Here is a 16,745-nt window from a genome sequence, read left to right as displayed (position 1 = left end):
GGGGCTTGCGGAGGGCTGACGGCACCCGGCCGCCGGGTGCCCCTGTGGCGTGCCCCGGCGGTGCCCACCCTGCGCCGGAAGGGCATCGCCGGGTATGGCACAATGGCTAGCTGTACTCGACAGCCGCACAGGACCCCTCTCTCCTCCGGCTGACGCGTCCGTCGGGCACTCGGGTACCGCAACCCCACGCGGCGTTCCGCCGTGCCCCACCACGTCAAATCCAGGAGAACCCACTCCCGTGGCAGTCAAGATCAAGCTGAAGCGTCTGGGCAAGATCCGTTCGCCTCACTACCGCATCGTCGTCGCCGACTCCCGTACCCGCCGTGACGGCCGGGCCATCGAGGAGATCGGTCTGTACCACCCGGTGCAGAACCCCTCGCGCATCGAGGTCGACGCCGACCGCGTGGCGTACTGGCTCTCCGTCGGCGCCCAGCCGACCGAGCCCGTGCTCGCCATCCTGAAGAAGACCGGCGACTGGCAGAAGTTCAAGGGCGAGCCCGCCCCGGCTCCGCTGCTGCAGCCGCAGGAGAAGGCCGCGCGTCCGTCGTTCGAGTCGCTCGGCGGCGAGGACGAGGGCAAGGGTGAGGCCATCACCCAGAAGAAGAAGGCTGAGAAGAAGGACGAGGCCGCTGCCGAGTCCACCGAGGCCTGAGCAGCATGCTCGAAGAGGCGCTTGAGCACCTCGTGAAGGGCATCGTCGACAACCCTGACGATGTGCAGGTCGCCTCGCGCGACCTGCGCCGCGGGCGGGTGCTGGAGGTCCGGGTCCACCCCGACGACCTCGGCAAGGTGATCGGCCGCAACGGCCGCACCGCGCGCGCCCTGCGTACCGTCGTGGGCGCCATCGGCGGCCGCGGTGTCCGCGTCGACCTCGTCGACGTGGACCACGTCCGCTGACGCTTCATCGCAACCGGCTCGGGCCGGGGAGGGCCACTGGGCCGTCCCCGGCCCGCAGTCGTATGACAGGAGATCAAGCACAGTGCAGCTGGTAGTCGCACGGATCGGCCGTGCCCATGGCATCAAGGGCGAGGTCACCGTCGAAGTACGCACGGACGAGCCGGAGCTGAGACTCGCCCCCGGCGCCGTACTCGCCACCGACCCCGCCTCCGCCGGGCCGCTGACCATCGCCGCGGGCCGGGTCCACAGCGGCCGGCTGCTCCTGCGCTTCGACGGCGTCACCGACCGCACCGGCGCCGAGGCCCTGCGCAACACCCTGCTGATCGCCGACGTGGACCCGGACGAGCTGCCCGAGGACGAGGACGAGTTCTACGACCATCAGCTCATCGACCTGGACGTGGTCACCGAGGACGGCACCGAGGTCGGCAGGATCACCGAGATCTCGCACCTGCCCTCTCAGGACCTGTTCATCGTGGAACGCCCGGACGGCAGCGAGGTCATGATCCCCTTCGTGGAGGAGATCGTCGCCGAGATCGACCTGGAGGAGCAGAAGGCCGTCATCACGCCGCCGCCCGGCCTGATCGACGACCGCGCCGAGATCGCCTCCGTCCGGGACGCCGCGCCCGACCGGACCACCGCGCGGACCTCGCCGTCCGCGGAGGCCGACGGGAACCCGGAGCCCGATGGGACCGCGGAGGCCGAGTGGAACCCCGAGCCCGACGGGACCCCGGGCTCCGCAGGGAACTCGGGGGACGCGTCGTAATGCGCCTCGACGTCGTCACGATCTTCCCCGAGTACCTCGAACCGCTGAACGTCTCCCTCGTCGGCAAGGCACGCGCGCGCGGGCAGCTCGACGTGCACGTGCACGACCTGCGCGCCTGGACGTACGACCGCCACAACACGGTCGACGACACGCCCTACGGCGGCGGCCCCGGCATGGTCATGAAGACCGAGCCCTGGGGCGACGCACTGGACACCGTCCTCGCCGACGGGTACGAGACGGGCGCCCACGCGCCCGCGCTGATCGTCCCGACCCCCAGCGGCCGCCCCTTCACCCAGGACCTCGCCGTAGAGCTGTCCGAGCGCCCCTGGCTGATCTTCACCCCCGCCCGCTACGAGGGCATCGACCGCCGTGTCATGGACGAGTACGCCACCCGGATACCGGTCTACGAGGTGTCCATCGGCGACTACGTCCTCGCCGGCGGCGAGGCCGCCGTCCTGGTCGTCACCGAAGCCGTGGCCCGCCTGCTGCCCGGGGTCCTCGGCAACGCCGAGTCCCACCGGGACGACTCGTTCGCGCCCGGCGCCATGGCGAGCCTCCTGGAAGGCCCCGTGTACACCAAGCCGCCGCTGTGGCGCGGCCGGGACATCCCGGACGTACTGCTCAGCGGCCACCACGGGAAGATCGCCCGCTGGCGCCGCGACGAGGCCCTGCGGCGCACGACCGCCCACCGCCCCGACCTCATCGAGCGCTGCGCACCCGGCGCCTTCGACAAGAAGGACCGCGAGATGCTGTCCATCCTGGGCTGGTCCCCGGACCCGGCGGGGGAGCCGTACGGCCGATTTTGGCGCAGGACCGACGACGTGGAAGAATAGGCCGCTGCTGTGCGCCGTCCGGTGGGCGCCCCTGCCACAGGGGGACACGACGACCGCCCCGACCGCCCGGCAGACCTCATGGAAAATCCTAGTTCCCGTTGATGACCTGTGGCATCAGCGAAGAAAGCAGAGACATGTCTCACCTGCTCGACACCGTCGACTCCGCGTCGCTCCGCGACGACGTCCCCGCCTTCCGTCCGGGTGACACCGTCAACGTGCACGTCCGCGTCATCGAGGGCAACCGCTCCCGTGTGCAGCAGTTCAAGGGCGTGGTGATCCGCCGCCAGGGTTCCGGCGTGCGCGAGACCTTCACGGTCCGCAAGGTCTCGTTCTCCGTCGGCGTCGAGCGCACCTTCCCGGTGCACACCCCGATCGTCGAGAAGATCGAGCTGGTCACCCGTGGTGACGTGCGCCGCGCCAAGCTGTACTACCTCCGTGAGCTGCGCGGCAAGGCCGCGAAGATCAAGGAGAAGCGCGAGAACTGAGCGCTTTCGGGAGTTCACACCGGGGCGGGATAGCATTCCGCCCCGATGGACACCGAAGCACAGCCGACCGAGCGCGACCGCTCCTTCGGCCCCTCCACAGCCGGAACCGAACAGACTCCGGACGCGCAGGGGCCGAAGGACCGGTCGCGCTCGTCGTTGGCGGCGCGTCTGACCGACGGGGTCCCCGGCGGACGGATCACCCTGTCCGTGGTGATCTGCCTGGTCCTCCTGCTGCTCGTCAACGCGTTCGTGGTGCAGCCGTTCCAGATCCCCAGCGGTTCCATGGAGCAGGGGCTGAGGATCGGGGACCGGGTGCTCGTGAACAAGCTGGCCTACCGTTTCGGCGCCGGCCCGCGGCGCGGCGATGTCGTCGTGTTCGACGGCACCGGATACTTCGGGGACGCCGACTACGTCAAACGCGTTGTGGGTGTGGGGGGAGACCACGTGGTCTGCTGCGACGAGAAGGGCAGGATCGAGGTGAACGGACAGCCGGTCGACGAGTCGGCGTTCCTTCATCCGGGTGACAGTCCCTCCGCGGTGCCCTTCGACGTCGTGGTGCCCGACGGCACCCTCTTCCTGCTGGGCGACCACCGCAGCGACTCCAGCGACTCGCGCGACCACCTGGGCTCCCCGGGCGGCGGCATGGTTCCGGTCGGGGACGTGATCGGCCGGGCCGACTGGATCGCCTGGCCGCCTGGCCACTGGACCCACCTCACCCGGCCCGGCGCCTACGCGCGCGTGCCCGCTCCCGCCTCCGCGGACGGCGGCCATGGGTAGCCGCGGCCGGCCACGCGGCGGACCGGCGGACGCCGCCGACGACCCGCTGCCCACCGGCATCCGGCGCGCGGCGAGCCCGGCCGGCGGGCGCACCCGCGCGGAGCGCCGCAAACTGCAGCGCAAGGTCAAGCGCAAGCGCAGGCGCTCGGCGGTCCGCGAGATACCGCTCCTGGTCGGTGTGGCCGTGCTCATAGCGCTGGTGCTGAAGACCTTCCTCGTGCAGGCCTTCGTGATCCCGTCGGGCTCCATGGAGCAGACGATCCGCATCGGCGACCGGGTCCTCGTCGACAAGCTCACCCCGTGGTTCGGGGCCGAGCCCCGGCGCGGTGACGTCGTCGTCTTCCGCGATCCGGGTGGCTGGCTGGACGGGGAGGGGACCACGCAGAAGAACGACCCGGTCGTGGTCAAACAGGTCAAGGCAGGCCTCACCTTCATCGGCCTGCTGCCCTCAGACAACGAGAAGGACCTGATCAAACGGGTCATCGGGGTCGGCGGTGACCACGTCAAGTGCTGCGACAAGCAGGGGCGGGTGACCGTCAACGGCGTTCCCCTGAACGAGGGGGATTACCTCTACCCGGGCAACGCCCCCTCCGACACCCCGTTCGACATCACGGTCCCCAAGGGCCGGCTGTGGGTGATGGGCGACCACCGCGGCAACTCCGCGGACTCGCGCGCCCACCGCAACACCCCCTATGGCGGTACGGTCTCGGTGAAGTCGGTGGTGGGCCGGGCCCTGGTGATCGGCTGGCCGTTCAGCCACTGGACCACCCTGAGGGAGCCGGAAACCTTCGCCGCGGTCTCCGACTCGGCGGCCGGGTCGGACGCCGCCGACCCGCTGTCGCATAGGGTTGGCCCCTACGATCCCAACAGATCGGTTCAACTCCCGAGCCCTGCGGAACTCCCGCTCGTTATGGGAGTGGTGGGCCTGCCCCGTGCACGGGGCAGGCGGTGGCGCGGAGTGAGGAGTTGGCGTGGGGGATGTGGCGGTTGGCGCACGGTCCGGCAGCGACGGCGAGGAGCACCGCGGACACCCCGTGGACGCGGCGGCCCCCGCTGCGGACAGCGCCGTGACCTCCGGGAACGACAGCAAGGCAGCCGAGGACGGCACGGTGACGGAGCACAACGACAGCGATGAGCAGGCCACCGGCCGCAGCACCCAGGAGGCCAAGAAGCCGCGTTCCTTCTGGAAGGAACTGCCGATCCTGATCGTCATCGCCCTGGTACTGGCGCTGCTGATCAAGACCTTCCTCGTCCAGGCGTTCTCCATCCCGTCCGACTCGATGCAGAACACCCTGCAGCGCGGCGACCGGGTCCTGGTCGACAAGCTGACCCCCTGGTTCGGCTCCGAGCCCGACCGGGGCGAGGTCGTCGTCTTCCACGACCCGGACGACTGGCTGGCCGGCGAACCGACGGCGAGCCCCAACGCCCTGCAGACGGTGCTCAGCTGGATCGGCCTGATGCCGTCCGCCGAGGAGAAGGACCTGATCAAGCGGGTCATCGGGGTCGGCGGCGACACCGTCGAATGCCAGGGCACCGGCCCGCTGAGGGTCAACGGCAGGGCGTTGAACGAGCCGTACGTCTACCCCGGCAACACCCCGTGCAGCCAGGACGACCAGGGCGGCCAGTTCAAGGTCAAGGTGCCGGAGGGCTTCATCTGGGTCATGGGCGACCACCGGCAGAACTCCCGGGACTCGCGCTACAACCAGGCCGACAAGAACCACGGCATGGTCCCGGTCAAGGAGGTCGTGGGCCGTGCCATCGTGCGCGCCTGGCCGGTCAACCGCTGGGGCACCCTGCCCGTCCCCGACACCTTCGACCAGCAGGGCATCGGCCAGCAGTCCTCGGCCGCGGGTGCACTGACGGTGGCACCCGGCGGCGTGGCGCTCACCGCCGCGGTGCCCATGGTGATCTGGCGCCGCAGGCGGATCCTGAAGGCCGAGACCGGCACCGGCACACCGACCACGGCCACCGGGAGCCGCTGACCGACGGCCATGGGGCGGAGCCCTGATCCGTACCAGGAAGCCCTGACCGGTACGGCGGCGCCCTGATCCGTACGAGACGCCTGTGAAGCCCCCGTGGAGCTGTGGCTCCGGCCCCGGAAGGGGGCTGCCCGGGCTCGGTACCGCCGGGTAGGGTGCGGATCCATGGGTGGCGAGAGCACGACGCGTACGGCCCCGCGCAGCGGCGGCACAGGCAGGGCACCGGCAGGCGGCAGGACGGGACAGCGGCTGTCCGGGCTCGCCGTGGCGCTCGGGCTGGTGCTGTTCCTCGGCGGATTCGCCTGGGCTGCGGTGGTGTACCGGCCCTACACCGTGCCCACCAGTTCCATGACACCGACGATCGGCATGGGCGACCGCGTGCTGGCCCAGCGCGTCGACGGCGACGAGGTGCGCCGCGGCGACGTCGTCGTCTTCCACGACAAGACATGGGTGGCGAACGCGCCCGTGGTCAAGCGGGTGGTGGCCGTCGGCGGCGACGAGGTCGCCTGCTGCACCGACGGCAAGCTCACCGTCAACGGCAAGCAGATCGACGAGCCGTACCTGAAGGGCGGCCCCGCCGAGATCACGAACTTCCCGACCGTCAAGGTGCCCGAGGGCCGTCTGTTCCTGCTCGGCGACGAACGCCAGGGCTCCTTGGACTCCACCGCCCACCTCACCGACGCGGCCCGCGGCACGGTCTCCCGCGCCGACGTCACGGCCCGGGTCGACTCCGTGATCTGGCCCGTGAAGGGCATGCTGGAGCGCCCCACCGGCTTCGAGACGCTGGGCGCCCTGTCCCGGCCGGGACCGCTGCGCACGATCGTCGCCCTGATCATCGCGGGCGCGGTGCTGGTCCTGGCCGGTGGTGCCTACGGCCCGATCGCCAAGCTGCTGGGCGGCTCCCGTGGCCGTACGCGGACGGAGCCGGCCCGTGCCCGCTGAGACCGCCGACGCGGGCCCGGACGCGCACGGCTGCGACTCGAAACCGCGCAAGGTGGCCCGGGTGGTCCTGCTCGACCCCACGGACCGCGTCCTGCTGCTGCACGGCCACGAGCCGGACGATCCGGCAGACGACTGGTGGTTCACGCCGGGCGGCGGCCTGGAGGGCGAGGAGAGCCGCGAGGAGGCCGCGCTGCGGGAACTCGCCGAGGAGACCGGCATCACCGACGTGGACCTCGGGCCGGTGCTCTGGCGCCGCCGCTGCTCCTTCCCGTTCGCGGGCCGCCGCTGGGACCAGGACGAGTGGTACTTCCTGGCCCGGACCACCCAGACGGCGACGGCGGCCACTGCCCTGACCGAACTGGAGCGGCGCAGCGTCGTCGGAGCACGCTGGTGGACGTGTCGGGAACTGGCACGCACGCATGAGACCGTGTATCCGACCAGACTCGCCGAGCTGCTGCGCACCGTGCTCGACGAAGGTCCCCCGGCCGCGCCCGTGACCCTCGACACCGAAATCGTCTAGGGGCTCACGGGACTGGCGCACAATGGGGAGACCGTACGGCTGAAGGGGAACATGCCATGAGCGCCGAGGACCTCGAGAAGTACGAGACCGAGATGGAGCTGAAGCTCTACCGGGAGTACCGCGATGTCGTCGGTCTGTTCAAATACGTGATCGAGACCGAGCGGCGCTTCTACCTCACGAACGACTACGAGATGCAGGTCCACTCCGTACAGGGCGAGGTCTTCTTCGAGGTCTCGATGGCCGACGCCTGGGTGTGGGACATGTACCGGCCGGCCCGGTTCGTGAAGCAGGTGCGCGTATTGACGTTCAAGGACGTGAACATCGAGGAGCTGAACAAGAGCGACCTGGAACTCCCCGGCGGCTGAGCCTGCGCGGGAGCCCGTGGCCGGGCAGGCCGGGAAAAACACTCGTGTGGGTGACGGAGTTGTCCACAACCGGTGAGTAACCCACCAAGATCCACACCGCGGACGCGGATCCGTGACGGTGGGCGCCGGAGGTGGTGCCGACATGAGCACGCATCAGGCACGCAGTGCACTCGGCAAGTACGGAGAGGGTCTGGCCGCGCGCCGACTGACCCAGGCAGGCATGACGGTCCTGGAGCGCAACTGGCGCTGCGGCAGGACCGGCGAGATCGACATCGTGGCCCGCGACGGCGACGTCCTGGTCGTCTGCGAGGTGAAGAGCCGCAGGGCCGGAGCGTTCCAGCACCCCATGGCCGCCGTCACACCCGAGAAGGCCGCCCGCCTGCGCGGCCTCGCCGAACGCTGGATCCACTCCCACGGCGGCGCACCTCCCGGCGGCGTCCGCATCGACCTGGTCGGCGTCCTGCTGCCGCGGCGCGGCGCACCCGTCGTCGAACACGTACGGGGGGCAGCCTGATGGGATTCGCACGCACGTGCTCCGTGGCCCTCGTCGGCGTCGAAGGCGTGGTCGTCGAGGTCCAGGCCGACCTCGAACCGGGCGTCGCCGCCTTCACTCTCGTGGGACTACCGGACAAGAGCCTGACCGAGAGCCGGGACCGCGTACGGGCCGCGTTGGTCAACTCCGGCGCCGAGTGGCCGCAGAAGAAACTCACCGTCGGACTCAGCCCCGCCTCGGTACCCAAAGCCGGCAGCGGCTTCGACCTCGCCGTCGCCTGCGCCGTGCTCGGCGCCGCCGAACGGATCGACCCCCGCGTACTCGCCGACATCGTGATGATCGGCGAGCTGGGCCTGGACGGCCGCGTCCGCCCCGTACGCGGCATCCTGCCCGCGGTCCTGGCCGCCGCCGACGCCGGATACGAACAAGTGGTCGTCCCCGAATGCGCCGCCGCCGAGGCCTCCCTGGTCCCAGGCGTCTCCGTGCTCGGCATCCGCAGCCTGCGACAACTCATCGCCGTCCTCACCGACGAACCCGTCCCGGACGAAGAACAGAACGAACACGGCCGCCCCGACCCGCTCCTCGCCGGACTGCGCCTACCCGGCACCGGAGCCGCCACCGGCATGCACAGCATGGGAGCAGCCCAGCACGACCAGGGACACGACCTCGCCGACGTCGTCGGCCAGCGCTCCGCACGCACCGCCCTGGAGGTCGCCGCCGCCGGCGGACACCACCTCTTCCTGCAAGGACCACCCGGCGCGGGCAAGACCATGCTCGCCGAGCGACTGCCCGCCGTCCTGCCCCCGCTCGCCCGCCAGGAATCCCTGGAAGTCACCGCGGTCCACTCCGTGGCCGGACTCCTCCCACCGGGCAAACCACTGATCGACCTCGCCCCCTACTGCGCCCCCCACCACTCCGCGACCATGCAGGCACTCGTCGGCGGCGGCCCCAACGTCGCCCGCCCCGGCGCCGTCTCCCTCGCCCACAGAGGCGTGCTCTTCCTGGACGAGACCCCCGAATTCAGCAGCCACGCCCTCGACGCCCTGCGCCAGCCCCTGGAGGCAGGACACGTCGTCATCGCCCGCAGCGCCGGTGTCGTCCGCTTCCCGGCGAAGTTCCTCATGGTCCTCGCAGCCAACCCTTGCCCCTGCGGACGCTTCTCCCAGCGCGACACCCTCTGCGAATGCCCACCGTCCTCCATCCGCCGCTACCAGTCCCGGCTCTCCGGTCCCCTGCTGGACCGGGTCGACCTACGGGTCGAAGTCGACCCCGTCACCCGCGCCGAACTGGCACAACGCGACGCCCGGGGCGAATCCACACAGACCGTGGCCTGCCGCGTACGCGCCGCCCGGGAACGCGCCGCCACCCGGCTCGCGGACACACCCTGGCGGACCAACAGCGAAATCCCCGGCCGCGAACTGCGCAGCCGCTGGCACGCCGTCCCCGGCGCCATGGACGAGGCCGAACGCAACCTGGAACGCGGCGTCCTCACCGCCCGCGGCCTCGACCGCGTACTGCGCGTCGCCTGGACGGTCGCGGACCTCGTCGGCCACGACCGGCCCGACGCGAGCGACGTCGCGCTGGCCCTCCAACTGCGCACCGGAGTACCCCGCGGAGTGCCCATGGCCACCCTCGGAGCACCGGCATGACCACGACCCCGCACCCCCGAGACCCCCTCGACACACCCGACCCCGAACTGCCGGCCCGGGTCTTCCTCAGCCGCGTCCTGGAGCCCGGCGACGCCACCGGCGGACGCTGGGTGCGGGAGCTGGGCGCGGCGGCCACGGCCCGCCGACTGCTCGACGGCGGACCGCCCCTGCCCGGTGTCTCCCACAAGCGATGGTCGGGACTGTGCGCGCGCGCCGCCCGAGCCGACCCCGAACAGGACCTCGCAGCCGCCCGGGACGCCGGCGTGCGGTTCGTGTACCCCGGCAGCCCGGAATGGCCCGCCCAGCTCGACGACCTCGGGGACGCCCGACCCACCGGACTGTGGGTGCGCGGCCGGGCCGCCCTGCGCATGTGGGCCCTGCGTTCGGTGGCCCTGGTCGGCGCCCGGGCCTGCACCGAGTACGGCGCCCACATGGCCGCCACCCTCGCCGCTGGCCTCGCCGAACGCGGCTGGGTAGTGGTCTCCGGCGGCGCCTACGGAGTCGACGGCGCAGCCCACCGCGGCACACTCGCCGGCGGCGGCGCCACCGTCGCCGTACTCGCCTGCGGCGTCGACCGCCCCTATCCCCGCGGCCACACCGAACTCATCACCAGAATCGCGCACCAGGGACTCGTGATCGGCGAGCTGCCACCCGGCGACCACCCCACACCCAGCAGATTCATCGTGCGCAACCGGGTCATCGCGGCCCTCACCCGCGGCACCGTGGTCGTCGAGGCCGCCCACCGCAGCGGGTCACTCGTCACCGCGCGCGCCGCGCAACGCCTGGGCCGCCACACCATGGGCGTGCCCGGACCGGCCACCAGCGCCCGCTCGGCCGGCGTCCACGCACTGCTCCGCGACGGCGCGACCCTCATCACCGACGCCGCGGAAATCATCGAACTCGTCGGCGACATCGGCGAACTCGCCCCCGACCGGCGCGGCCCCGTCCTCCCGCGCGACCTGCTCGAACCGGAGGCCCGACAGATCCTGGCCGCACTGCCCGCCCGCGGCGCGCCGACCGCCACCGACATCGCCCGCGACGCCCGGACGACCCCGGACGACGCGATCGCCAGACTGTACGAACTCCGTTCGCTCGGTTACGTCGAACGACATGGCGACGGATGGAAGTTGACACGCCAGGCGATGATCTCGGGCCGAGCCGTTCCGGACGGCTGCTGACCGAGCGTGTTCGGCCGTCCGGGGGAACACCGACGCCTGCGTAAATTCCCGCAGTTGGGCGTTACCGCTGTCACCCAGGGTGACGCGGATGACCCGGTGGAGCGCCTTGCGGAACGTATCTGCGCACGCCCCGCGCCCCGCCGTTCGCGCACCGCGACACCCCAGTCACGCTACGCTCACGTGGTTCCGAGGCGGACACCCGATACCGAACCCAGACCGACAGCTCACCCAGAAAGCCGCATCCCACGGCAGAACGGCACAAGGCGACGAATGCCCCAGCACACCTCCGGGTCCGACCGGGCGGCGATCCCCCCAGCCGCCCGCGACGGTGGCAGCGTGCGGCCGCCCGCTCCCTCGACGCTCGACGAGCTGTGGCGGTCGTACAAGGCGACGGGGGACGACAGACTGCGGGAGCAGCTGATCCTGCACTACTCGCCCCTGGTGAAGTACGTCGCGGGACGAGTGAGCGTCGGCCTGCCTCCCAACGTGGAACAGGCCGACTTCGTGTCCTCGGGCGTGTTCGGGCTCATCGACGCGATCGAGAAGTTCGACATCGACCGGGAGATCAAGTTCGAGACGTACGCGATCACCCGCATCCGGGGCGCGATGATCGACGAACTGCGCGCACTGGACTGGATCCCCCGGTCGGTACGGCAGAAGGCACGCAACGTCGAGCGGGCGTACGCCACCCTGGAGGCACGGCTGCGACGCACCCCCTCGGAGACCGAGGTGGCCGCCGAGATGGGAATCGCGGTCGACGACCTCCACGCCGTGTTCAGCCAGTTGTCGCTGGCCAACGTCGTGGCCCTGGAGGAACTGCTGCACGTCGGCGGCGAGGGCGGCGACCGGATGAGCCTCATGGACACACTGGAGGACACCGCAGCCGACAACCCCGTGGAGGTGGCCGAGGACCGGGAACTGCGCCGCTTCCTGGCCCGGGCGATCAACACCCTGCCCGAACGGGAGAAGACCGTCGTCACGCTGTACTACTACGAAGGCCTCACCCTCGCCGAGATCGGCAACGTGCTCGGAGTGACCGAGAGCAGGGTCAGCCAGATCCACACCAAGTCCGTGCTCCAGCTGCGCGCCAAACTCGCGGGCTTCGGACGCTGACGACGAGGAGCGCGGGGGGCCGGCGCGGGCGCCCGGCCCTGTGCGGCTCCCGCCGTGCGCGACGCCTCCGTAAAGTGGTCGACGTGCCAAGGATTCGAGCGGCCTCCGTGGCCGAGCACCGGTCGATGCAGCGTGCCGCCCTGCTGGACGCGGCGCGGACCCTGCTGTCCCAGGGCGGCACGGAGGCGCTGACCTTCCCCGCCCTGGCCGAGCGGACGGGACTCGCCCGGTCGTCGGTGTACGAGTACTTCCGCTCGCGCGCCGCCGTGGTCGAGGAACTGTGCGAGGCCGACTTCCCGGTGTGGGCGGCGGAGGTGTCGGCGGCGATGGCCGCCGCCGACGGCCCCGAGGCCAAGGTCGAGGCGTACGTCCGCAGCCAGCTGGAACTGGTCGGGGACCGGCGGCACCGGGCCGTCGTGGCGATCTCGGCGAGCGAGCTGGACGCAGGCGCCCGGGAGAAGATCCGCGCCGCGCACGGCGGCCTGGTCGCCATGATCGTCGACGCCCTGGAGGGGCTGGGACACACCCAGCCGCGACTGGCGGCGATGCTGCTGCAGGGCGTCGTGGACGCGGCCGTACGACGGATCGAACTGGGAGCCGAGGAGCCGTCGACGGTCGCGGAGGCGGCGGTCGGGATGGCACTGCGGGGGATCGGCAGCTGACACGGGCGCCGCTGGGACGGCATACCGTCGGGACGGCACCGACGCCCAGCGACCGTCTCCCCCGGGCCCCCTCCCCCTCCCCCCGCCTCCCTCCCACCCCCGGAAAAAATCGAGAATCTCCCCCCGCTATCCCGGCAACGGCACCCCCAGCACTGGCAGCAGCCGGGGCGGGCCGCCGTTCAGGAGCCAGGGGGGCAGGAGCAGCAGCGGGTTGAGGTAGGTCTGGTCGCGCAGCAGGCCCCAGTGCAGGCAGGCGTCCCCGCAGTGGGTGCCCGGTGCCGTGGTCTCCAGGGTGCCGATGATCTCGCCGGGCACCACGTGGTCGCCCTTCTCCACCGACGCCCGCACCGGCTGGTACGTCGTGCGCAGGGGCGGGGCGCCCGTTCCTGCCAGCTCCACCGACACCACGCCCCGTCCTGCCACCTTCCCGGCGAAGGAGACGCGGCCCGCGGCCGCCGCCCGTACCTGAGCGCCCGGCGGCGCGCTCAGGTCCACGCCCCGGTGGCCCGGGCCGTAGGGCGTCGCCGGGGGTTCCCAGCCGCGCAGGATCCGCGGCCGCGTCCCCACCGGCCACACCCGGCCCACGGCGGGCACCGGAGCGGCCGGACCGTCCCCGCTCGCCCACTCGGACGGGGCCGGTCCCGAGGCCTGGACCGGTCCCGAAGCCTGGACGGTCCCGGCAGTCGGGAGGGCCGCCGAGGCCGGTGAAGCCGCAGTGACCGGTGACATCGGCCAGCCCGGTGGGCCCGGTGGGGCCGGGCCGGTTGTGATCGTCGCCAGTAGCAGGCCGAGCCAGGGGCCCGCGTATCGCATCGCATGCATCCGTGTCATGCGTCCACGCTCCCGTACATCGCCCGAACCGGCTGGAACCTGTGGACAACTCACCGGTTGTGGACAGCGGCGTCACCCGGCACCTTCCGGGTCCCGTACACTTCTGGTGGCGACCCGGGTCACCGGGTCGACTTCGCACGCCCCGACACACAGCCGGCAACGGCGGTCGTGTCAGCGCCCCTCGGTCCTTCGTGGCAGGGCGCGCCGTGGGCGTCAGGCGCGGGAGCCGTCCGGCACCCGCGGCACAACCGAGAAATTCAAGGAGATACGGCCATGGCCGTCGTCACGATGCGGGAGCTGCTGGAGAGCGGCGTCCACTTCGGTCACCAGACCCGTCGCTGGAACCCGAAGATGAAGCGCTTCATCTTCACCGAGCGCAACGGCATCTACATCATCGACCTGCTCCAGTCGCTGTCGTACATCGACCGCGCCTACGAGTTCGTCAAGGAGACCGTCGCCCACGGCGGCACGGTCATGTTCGTCGGCACGAAGAAGCAGGCGCAGGAGGCCATCGCCGAGCAGGCCACCCGCGTCGGCATGCCCTACGTCAACCAGCGTTGGCTGGGCGGCATGCTCACCAACTTCTCGACCGTCTACAAGCGCCTGCAGCGCCTGAAGGAGCTCGAGCAGATCGACTTCGAGGACGTGGCCGCCTCCGGCCTCACCAAGAAGGAGCTGCTGGTCCTCTCCCGCGAGAAGGCCAAGCTGGAGAAGACCCTCGGCGGTATCCGCGAGATGCAGAAGGTGCCCAGCGCCGTCTGGATCGTGGACACCAAGAAGGAGCACATCGCCGTCGGTGAGGCGCGCAAGCTCAACATCCCGGTCGTCGCGATCCTCGACACCAACTGCGACCCCGACGAGGTCGACTACAAGATCCCGGGCAACGACGACGCGATCCGCTCCGTCACCCTGCTCACCCGTGTGATCGCCGACGCCGTCGCCGAGGGCCTCATCGCCCGTTCCGGCGTCAACGCCGGTGACAAGGGCGAGAAGGCCGCGGGCGAGCCGCTCGCCGAGTGGGAGCGCGACCTGCTCGAGGGCGAGAAGAAGGCCGACGAGGCTCCGGCCGCCGAGGCCGAGAAGCCGGCCGAGGCCGCCGCCACCGAGGCTCCGGCCACCGAGGCTCCGGCCACCGAGGCTGCGGCTGCCGAGGCGCCCGCCGCCGAGGCCCCGGCCGCCGAGGGCGAGCAGCAGGCCTGACCCGTCAGCGTCCGTGTCGACGGCGGGAGCGGCGCATGAAGTCCGCTCCCGCCGTTCACCCGTAGCTCAGCGGCGTGTCAGCGAGCCCCCGCCTCTCGGGCGGTGGGGCCCGCAGACCCCCTGATCTCCGATCTTCCAGACTTCGAGAAAGATTCACAGACTCATGGCGAACTACACCGCCGCCGACGTCAAGAAGCTCCGTGAGCTCACGGGCGCCGGCATGATGGACTGCAAGAAGGCGCTGGACGAGGCCGAGGGCAACGTCGACAAGGCCGTCGAGGCGCTGCGCATCAAGGGCCAGAAGGGCGTCGCCAAGCGCGAGGGCCGCTCCGCCGAGAACGGCGCCGTGGTCTCGATCCTCGCCGACGACAACTCCTCCGGTGTCCTCGTCGAGCTGAAGTGCGAGACGGACTTCGTCGCCAAGGGCGAGAAGTTCCAGGCCGTGGCCAACGCCATCGCCGAGCACGTGGCCAAGACCTCCCCGGCCGACCTGGAAGCCCTGCTCGCCTCCGAGATCGAGGCCGGCAAGACCGTCCAGGCGTTCGTGGACGAAGCCAACGCCAACCTCGGCGAGAAGATCGTCCTGGACCGCTTCGCGCAGTTCACCGGCGGCTTCGTGACCGCGTACATGCACCGCACGATGCCCGACCTGCCCCCGCAGATCGGTGTCCTCGTCGAGTTCGACAAGCAGACGGACGAGATCGCCGCGGTCGCCAAGGGCGTCGCCCAGCACATCGCCGCCTTCGCGCCGAAGTACCTCTCCAAGGAGGACGTGCCGGCCGAGGTCGTCGAGTCCGAGCGCCGCATCGCCGAGGAGACCACCCGCGCCGAGGGCAAGCCCGAGGCCGCGATCGCCAAGATCGTCGAGGGTCGTCTCAACGGCTTCTTCAAGGACGCCACGCTGCTGGGCCAGCCCTACGCGCTGGACAACAAGAAGTCCGTCCAGAAGATCCTGGACGAGGCCGGTGTCACCCTGAAGCGCTTCTCGCGCATCAAGGTCGGCATCTGAGTCTCAAGTCCGTACCGCGACGGACGTCCGACCCGGATAGGGTCGACAGCAGTCGTCCCCGTCGCGCGCGTATGCCGGCACGCGGCCGCGCGTGACGGACGACAGCAGATCTGACGAGGAGGCCATTGCCGCTGCATGGGATGCGAAACACGCCCCACCGGCAATGGCCTTCTTCGCATGTGTACCACGTAAAAGAGGCGGGATCTCATGACCACCAAGGCCCAGAAGAGCGACGACGGCAAAGTGACCGGCCGGTTTCTGCTGAAGCTGTCCGGAGAGGCCTTCTCCGGCGGCGGGGGCCTGGGCGTCGACCCGGACGTGGTGCACGCCATCGCCCGTGAGATCGCGGCCGTCGTCCAGGACGGCGCGCAGATCGCCGTCGTGATCGGCGGCGGCAACTTCTTCCGCGGTGCCGAGCTCCAGCAGCGCGGCATGGACCGCGCCCGCTCGGACTACATGGGCATGCTCGGCACGGTGATGAACTGCCTCGCGCTGCAGGACTTCCTGGAGAAGGAAGGCATCGACAGCCGGGTCCAGACCGCCATCACCATGGGCCAGGTCGCCGAGCCGTACATCCCGCTGCGCGCCGTGCGCCACCTGGAGAAGGGCCGCGTGGTCATCTTCGGCGCCGGTATGGGCATGCCGTACTTCTCCACCGACACCACCGCAGCCCAGCGGGCCCTGGAGATCGACGCCGAGGCGCTGCTCATGGGCAAGAACGGCGTGGACGGGGTGTACGACTCCGACCCGAAGGCCAACCCGGACGCCGTGAAGTTCGACTCCCTCGGCTACGGCGAGGTCATCACCCGCGACCTGAAGGTCGCCGACGCCACGGCGATCACGCTCTGCCGCGACAACCGGCTCCCGATCGTCGTCTTCGAGCTCCTGAAGGAGGGCAATATCGCCCGCGCCGTCAAGGGTGAGAAGATCGGCACGCTCGTGGGTGACCAGGCCGGCCGGAGCTGACCGGCAGCCCCGGGCCGCGGGGCCGCCGGGAAGCCACCTGTCCGGGGGACGGACGGGACGGACCCGGGCCGGGGGATGGACAA

The 16,745-nt window shown here is 71.0% G+C and carries 20 protein-coding genes; 19 read left to right on the top strand and 1 reads right to left on the bottom strand.

What is annotated here, in order from left to right; all coding sequences use genetic code 11:
* Positions 1–238 precede the first annotated feature (238 nt).
* The 16 genes from rpsP to AB0G56_RS29530 all read left to right on the top strand — a co-directional run bounded on the left by rpsP (position 239) and on the right by AB0G56_RS29530 (position 12,656).
* Positions 239–652 (top strand): 30S ribosomal protein S16, encoded by a 414-nt coding sequence (gene rpsP, locus AB0G56_RS29605; RefSeq protein ID WP_360974992.1) that lies wholly within the window; start codon positions 239–241, stop codon positions 650–652.
* Positions 653–657: 5 nt separating this feature from the next.
* On the top strand, positions 658–897 hold the full coding sequence (locus AB0G56_RS29600; protein WP_005479813.1) for an RNA-binding protein: 240 nt from the start codon (positions 658–660) through the stop codon (positions 895–897).
* 82 nt (positions 898–979) lie between these two features.
* Positions 980–1,660 (top strand): ribosome maturation factor RimM, encoded by a 681-nt coding sequence (gene rimM, locus AB0G56_RS29595; protein ID WP_360974989.1) that lies wholly within the window; start codon positions 980–982, stop codon positions 1,658–1,660.
* Complete coding sequence (trmD, locus tag AB0G56_RS29590; RefSeq protein WP_360974986.1) at positions 1,660–2,493, top strand: tRNA (guanosine(37)-N1)-methyltransferase TrmD; 834 nt, start codon at positions 1,660–1,662, stop codon at positions 2,491–2,493. The genes rimM and trmD overlap by 1 nt, the downstream gene beginning before the upstream one ends.
* A gap of 134 nt (positions 2,494–2,627) precedes the next feature.
* Positions 2,628–2,978 carry a 50S ribosomal protein L19 gene (gene rplS, locus AB0G56_RS29585; RefSeq protein ID WP_360212008.1) on the top strand — a complete coding sequence of 117 codons (351 nt, stop codon included), beginning with the start codon at positions 2,628–2,630 and terminating at the stop codon, positions 2,976–2,978.
* Positions 2,979–3,023: 45 nt separating this feature from the next.
* Positions 3,024–3,755: a signal peptidase I gene (lepB, locus tag AB0G56_RS29580; protein WP_360974983.1), complete on the top strand. Its 732-nt coding sequence runs from the start codon at positions 3,024–3,026 to the stop codon at positions 3,753–3,755.
* Complete coding sequence (gene lepB / locus AB0G56_RS29575) at positions 3,748–4,890, top strand: signal peptidase I (protein ID WP_360974980.1); 1,143 nt, start codon at positions 3,748–3,750, stop codon at positions 4,888–4,890. The genes lepB (AB0G56_RS29580) and lepB (AB0G56_RS29575) overlap by 8 nt, the downstream gene beginning before the upstream one ends.
* Positions 4,865–5,737 carry a signal peptidase I gene (gene lepB, locus AB0G56_RS29570; RefSeq protein ID WP_360974977.1) on the top strand — a complete coding sequence of 291 codons (873 nt, stop codon included), beginning with the start codon at positions 4,865–4,867 and terminating at the stop codon, positions 5,735–5,737. The genes lepB (AB0G56_RS29575) and lepB (AB0G56_RS29570) overlap by 26 nt, the downstream gene beginning before the upstream one ends.
* A 162-nt stretch (positions 5,738–5,899) precedes the next feature.
* On the top strand, positions 5,900–6,676 hold the full coding sequence (gene lepB / locus AB0G56_RS29565) for a signal peptidase I (protein WP_360974974.1): 777 nt from the start codon (positions 5,900–5,902) through the stop codon (positions 6,674–6,676).
* Positions 6,666–7,196 carry an NUDIX hydrolase gene (locus tag AB0G56_RS29560; RefSeq protein WP_360974971.1) on the top strand — a complete coding sequence of 177 codons (531 nt, stop codon included), beginning with the start codon at positions 6,666–6,668 and terminating at the stop codon, positions 7,194–7,196. The genes lepB (AB0G56_RS29565) and AB0G56_RS29560 overlap by 11 nt, the downstream gene beginning before the upstream one ends.
* 56 nt (positions 7,197–7,252) lie before the next feature.
* Complete coding sequence (locus tag AB0G56_RS29555; protein ID WP_003965949.1) at positions 7,253–7,561, top strand: DUF2469 domain-containing protein; 309 nt, start codon at positions 7,253–7,255, stop codon at positions 7,559–7,561.
* A 142-nt stretch (positions 7,562–7,703) separates the two neighbouring features.
* The gene (locus AB0G56_RS29550; RefSeq protein WP_360974968.1) at positions 7,704–8,075 is read left to right on the top strand and encodes a YraN family protein; all 372 of its coding nucleotides are present in this window, start codon (positions 7,704–7,706) and stop codon (positions 8,073–8,075) included.
* Positions 8,075–9,703 carry a YifB family Mg chelatase-like AAA ATPase gene (locus AB0G56_RS29545; protein ID WP_360974965.1) on the top strand — a complete coding sequence of 543 codons (1,629 nt, stop codon included), beginning with the start codon at positions 8,075–8,077 and terminating at the stop codon, positions 9,701–9,703. Before AB0G56_RS29550 ends, AB0G56_RS29545 begins: the two co-directional genes overlap by 1 nt.
* A complete protein-coding gene (gene dprA, locus AB0G56_RS29540) occupies positions 9,700–10,881 on the top strand; it encodes a DNA-processing protein DprA (RefSeq protein WP_360974962.1) in 1,182 nt (393 codons plus the stop codon). Before AB0G56_RS29545 ends, dprA begins: the two co-directional genes overlap by 4 nt.
* 270 nt (positions 10,882–11,151) lie before the next feature.
* Positions 11,152–11,994 carry an RNA polymerase sigma factor WhiG gene (gene whiG / locus AB0G56_RS29535; protein WP_360974959.1) on the top strand — a complete coding sequence of 281 codons (843 nt, stop codon included), beginning with the start codon at positions 11,152–11,154 and terminating at the stop codon, positions 11,992–11,994.
* A gap of 107 nt (positions 11,995–12,101) precedes the next feature.
* Complete coding sequence (locus AB0G56_RS29530) at positions 12,102–12,656, top strand: helix-turn-helix domain-containing protein (protein ID WP_360975132.1); 555 nt, start codon at positions 12,102–12,104, stop codon at positions 12,654–12,656.
* 126 nt (positions 12,657–12,782) lie between these two features.
* On the opposite strand, the gene AB0G56_RS29525 is transcribed toward AB0G56_RS29530, so the two are convergent.
* Positions 12,783–13,385, bottom strand: a complete 603-nt coding sequence (locus AB0G56_RS29525; protein WP_360975129.1) for a M23 family metallopeptidase — start codon at positions 13,383–13,385, stop codon at positions 12,783–12,785.
* A gap of 375 nt (positions 13,386–13,760) precedes the next feature.
* On the opposite strand from AB0G56_RS29525, the gene rpsB reads away from it, so the two are divergent.
* From rpsB to pyrH, 3 genes are all read left to right on the top strand, one after another.
* Entirely contained in the window at positions 13,761–14,687 is a 927-nt protein-coding gene (rpsB, locus tag AB0G56_RS29520) for a 30S ribosomal protein S2 (RefSeq protein ID WP_360974956.1), read from the top strand.
* A 163-nt stretch (positions 14,688–14,850) separates the two neighbouring features.
* Positions 14,851–15,696 (top strand): translation elongation factor Ts, encoded by an 846-nt coding sequence (gene tsf / locus AB0G56_RS29515; RefSeq protein ID WP_360974953.1) that lies wholly within the window; start codon positions 14,851–14,853, stop codon positions 15,694–15,696.
* Between the two features lie 207 nt (positions 15,697–15,903).
* Positions 15,904–16,662, top strand: a complete 759-nt coding sequence (pyrH, locus tag AB0G56_RS29510; RefSeq protein ID WP_360974950.1) for a UMP kinase — start codon at positions 15,904–15,906, stop codon at positions 16,660–16,662.
* Positions 16,663–16,745 lie beyond the last annotated feature (83 nt).

Origin of the sequence: Streptomyces sp. NPDC021356 (assembly GCF_040641015.1) — a bacterium.
Taxonomy (GTDB): domain Bacteria; phylum Actinomycetota; class Actinomycetes; order Streptomycetales; family Streptomycetaceae; genus Streptomyces.
This window is presented reverse-complemented; position numbering and strand designations above follow the sequence as displayed.

What these genes read in the sequence shown, in the direction of transcription:
- AB0G56_RS29600 (WP_005479813.1), top strand. Translation starts at nt 658, where the DNA reads ATGCTCGAAGAGGCGCTTGAGCACCTCGTGAAGGGCATCGTCGACAAC.
- trmD (WP_360974986.1), top strand. Translation starts at nt 1,660, where the DNA reads ATGCGCCTCGACGTCGTCACGATCTTCCCCGAGTACCTCGAACCGCTG.
- rplS (WP_360212008.1), top strand. Translation starts at nt 2,628, where the DNA reads ATGTCTCACCTGCTCGACACCGTCGACTCCGCGTCGCTCCGCGACGAC.
- lepB (WP_360974983.1), top strand. Translation starts at nt 3,024, where the DNA reads ATGGACACCGAAGCACAGCCGACCGAGCGCGACCGCTCCTTCGGCCCC.
- lepB (WP_360974980.1), top strand. Translation starts at nt 3,748, where the DNA reads ATGGGTAGCCGCGGCCGGCCACGCGGCGGACCGGCGGACGCCGCCGAC.
- lepB (WP_360974974.1), top strand. Translation starts at nt 5,900, where the DNA reads ATGGGTGGCGAGAGCACGACGCGTACGGCCCCGCGCAGCGGCGGCACA.
- AB0G56_RS29555 (WP_003965949.1), top strand. Translation starts at nt 7,253, where the DNA reads ATGAGCGCCGAGGACCTCGAGAAGTACGAGACCGAGATGGAGCTGAAG.
- AB0G56_RS29550 (WP_360974968.1), top strand. Translation starts at nt 7,704, where the DNA reads ATGAGCACGCATCAGGCACGCAGTGCACTCGGCAAGTACGGAGAGGGT.
- AB0G56_RS29545 (WP_360974965.1), top strand. Translation starts at nt 8,075, where the DNA reads ATGGGATTCGCACGCACGTGCTCCGTGGCCCTCGTCGGCGTCGAAGGC.
- dprA (WP_360974962.1), top strand. Translation starts at nt 9,700, where the DNA reads ATGACCACGACCCCGCACCCCCGAGACCCCCTCGACACACCCGACCCC.
- whiG (WP_360974959.1), top strand. Translation starts at nt 11,152, where the DNA reads ATGCCCCAGCACACCTCCGGGTCCGACCGGGCGGCGATCCCCCCAGCC.
- AB0G56_RS29525 (WP_360975129.1), bottom strand. Translation starts at nt 13,385, where the DNA reads ATGTCACCGGTCACTGCGGCTTCACCGGCCTCGGCGGCCCTCCCGACT.
- rpsB (WP_360974956.1), top strand. Translation starts at nt 13,761, where the DNA reads ATGGCCGTCGTCACGATGCGGGAGCTGCTGGAGAGCGGCGTCCACTTC.
- tsf (WP_360974953.1), top strand. Translation starts at nt 14,851, where the DNA reads ATGGCGAACTACACCGCCGCCGACGTCAAGAAGCTCCGTGAGCTCACG.
- pyrH (WP_360974950.1), top strand. Translation starts at nt 15,904, where the DNA reads ATGACCACCAAGGCCCAGAAGAGCGACGACGGCAAAGTGACCGGCCGG.